The following is a 2,928-nucleotide window of genomic DNA, read 5'->3' as shown; positions in this document are numbered from 1 at the left end:
CATTCACACCACCATGACGGTTTGATAGCCGAGCACCCTGCCGTAGCCGATCAGTCTCAAACTTCCCAGTCGGTAAAGCCGTGACGCACGGCGCCGTCACCGCACGCCAAACCGCCGTCAAGTCGGCGCACGGCCGACTATTGCTAATGCGCCAAAAAGCACTGAGCACATGAGCACCCCAAGTCGTGCTCATGTGCTCACGGAGATCATCATGAAGCATGAAAAGCTACTCGTGTGTCCTGACGGCATGTATGTGGAAGATCATACAGGAAGACGCCGTATCTCGGCGTCAATCGAAGTTGTTGCGTTCGGGTACTACGAGAACAGCAACGGCCGCTTCGTCATCATCCGGTTCGACGTCGACAACGTCAATACATACGTTGTCTGCCCAAGCTCGGTCCTGAGGAAGGCGGGCATATTATTGGATCTTCTCGATGACCAAGGCTTTGATTGGCCTTTGGACCGACGAGATCGGCAGTTGCTCCTGAAACATCTGCAAGCGACCAAGCCGCCACTCCAATGGACAATCCTCCGCAGGACGGGCTGGTGGGGGAATACGTATGTACTGGCTGACCGGGCAATTGGTCCCGATGCTGAACAAGTCTGGCACGAGGCTGCGTTCTGCAGCCGTGGCTTCGGTATCGCCCCAGGCGGTGTCAGTCCGGCTACGAGCATGCTCGGCTCGGCAGCCTACCTCGGCTCAGCCGGCTCGCTCGAAGACTGGAAGACGATCGTCGCAGCGCCGGTTTCTTGTAGCTCAAGAATGATCCTCTGTATCCTGAGTGCCCTCACTGCCCCCTTGATGCAGCCGCTTGGATTGGAAAATGGGGGTTTTCATCTCTTCGGTGCGTCTTCGGCCGGAAAGACCACTGCGAGCCTTCTAGCTCGCTCCGTGTTTGGGCGGGCTGTCCGGGCAGAACTCACCCATTGGAGGGGAACGGAGGCTGGCACCGAGACGATCGCGATGGAGAACTGCGACCTACTGCTCGTGTTAGATGAGATCGCCCAGCTTGATGCGGACCAAGTCAAAGGCGGCAGGCGGGTGCGGGAGACCGTCTTCCACCTTTGTTCCGGGCAGCCAAAAGCAAGGCAGGGCAAATTCAACCAGCAACTTCAAAGTCCAACGTGGCGGACCTTCATCCTGAGTAACGGCGTCGCGCCGCTATCGGACCTAGCAACGGCAGCGGGCCTGTCACGTGATGCTGGCGATAATGTTCGGCTCATTGATGTGCCGCTCGCCGATGACCGCACAAACATCTTCGATCGCAAGCTGCGGGATTCGGCCGAGGACGAGTTACTATCCCGGAGACTCGAAAATGCGGTGGCGACGCGATGCTACGGCACTGCAGGTCCCGCTCTCTTAGAACAGTTCGTCGAGAGACGGGATAAATATCTTCCGTTGCTGGAAAGATGGATGGCCGACTTCGTGGGTCTGGCAGGTGTGCCGGAAACTCAGAACGGCGGATGGGAACGGCGGTTCGTGCGGCGCTTTGCTGCGTGCTACGCGATTGGGCTGCTGGCCATCAAGTTCGACATCCTCCCATGGTCGGAGGAGCTCGTGCAAGAGGCTGTAGTCGCCTGCTACCGCGATGCCCGGCAGGCAATCCCAAGTGCCGATGCCGTGCTGAAGGAGGGCCTTCAACGGCTTCGTGTCGGCTTAAACGCGGCTCAGATCCTCGACGCGCGCGAAGGCCTTGATGGAATCGACACCGAGGAGATTGCTAAGGCTGATGGGTTCCGCAGATCGTTAGAACCCAAGAAGTCGTTCTTGGCGATAAAGCCTGACGTCTTCCGCGCCTGGTTTGATGATGCTCAACAGCTACAACTTGTACTGAACAAACTTGACACTGAGGAGATGCTCATGAGGCAGCCCAGCCGGCCTAATACCTTCACAAAGCAGGTAAAAATTGCCGAAGCGGGGGGAAAAAATTATTACTACTGCCTGCGTGGGCGAATTCATCGCTGGCTAGAGAAACAGTAACCGCTCTATACGGTCAACTTGAGGCTGCTGAAGTCGGCGGCCTCTTCTTTTTTGATAGCTTCGGGTGGTTAGGTCGCTTGAATTGCAGGCCACCCATTCGCCGTCAGCACGATCAGACTTCTCGAAGCAATCGGACGAGATGGTGTGTCCCTTCATCACCTTCATTGCAGCGATGCCGCTGGAACCAGTGTTCCGCGTCAATCTGGATGAGAAGCCGTATTGCCTCAGCGAATAATGTTCCCGAACGGCTTGTCATTGCCTCACCGTCATGTTCCCGTTGCCGCATCTTCTTCGGCCCCGGCCACACTGGACAGGGCGCCAAACACCATTTTATGTGCCGTCTCCTGCCGCCAGATCTTCAGGCGGCGCTGCAACGTCCGAAGCTGACCGTCCGGATAAACTCCCGGGTGCTCCGCCTGCAGCCGTTCCAGCAACTCCCGGCCGGTTCGCCAGGGCTCGGCTTCAAACCATTCCCGCAACCGCTCGGATGCCGTCGCGAAGGGGTCGGGCCGCCGACGCGTTCGTTTCGCCGCCGCCTTGGGCTGGGCGGTCGGCCGCACCTCACCGTTCTGCCAAGCCGTCCGCAGCCCGCTGAGAGACTCCTCAAGCGTCGGTGCCGGGCTTGCCTCCATATCCGGCGGCACCTTTTGATCGGCGATTTCAACCAGACGCCGCTGCGCCGAACGCATCTCGCTGAGCAGATAAACGGGATCCAGCGTCGCTTGGCAATCCTTGATGCGGAGCCGGACGTCCTCCGCTGTCCTAGGGTCCGTCAACAGACGCTGAGCCGGTGTTGCCGGCGGGTGGTACTGCTTGCGCACCCGCGCGCCCTCACGCTGCTTGCTGGCCAGCTTGAACGAGGGCTGGAAGAAGTTGATGAACAGCCGGACCATCGCGTAGAGCCGGGCCAGTTCCGCAGCCGCTTCCAGTCCCTCATAGAGCCGGTA

The 2,928-nt window shown here is 59.0% G+C and carries 1 protein-coding gene and 1 pseudogene; one reads left to right on the top strand and one right to left on the bottom strand.

The window, feature by feature from the left end:
* The first annotated feature begins 211 nt into the window (after nucleotides 1-211).
* The gene (locus AC5JJ6_RS06940; protein WP_496041330.1) at nucleotides 212-1,981 is read left to right on the top strand and encodes a DUF927 domain-containing protein; all 1,770 of its coding nucleotides are present in this window, start codon (nucleotides 212-214) and stop codon (nucleotides 1,979-1,981) included.
* A 266-nt stretch (nucleotides 1,982-2,247) separates the two neighbouring features.
* On the opposite strand, the pseudogene AC5JJ6_RS06935 reads toward AC5JJ6_RS06940, so the two are convergent.
* Nucleotides 2,248-2,928, bottom strand: a pseudogene (locus tag AC5JJ6_RS06935) (ISNCY family transposase); the annotation flags it as partial.

Source organism: Skermanella sp. (assembly GCF_059503625.1).
The sequence above is the reverse complement of the archived record's forward strand: the minus strand, read 5'-3'. Positions and strand labels throughout refer to the sequence as shown.

Coding starts and splice junctions, on each gene's coding strand:
- AC5JJ6_RS06940 (WP_496041330.1), top strand. CDS start 212: ATGAAGCATGAAAAGCTACTCGTGTGTCCTGACGGCATGTATGTGGAA.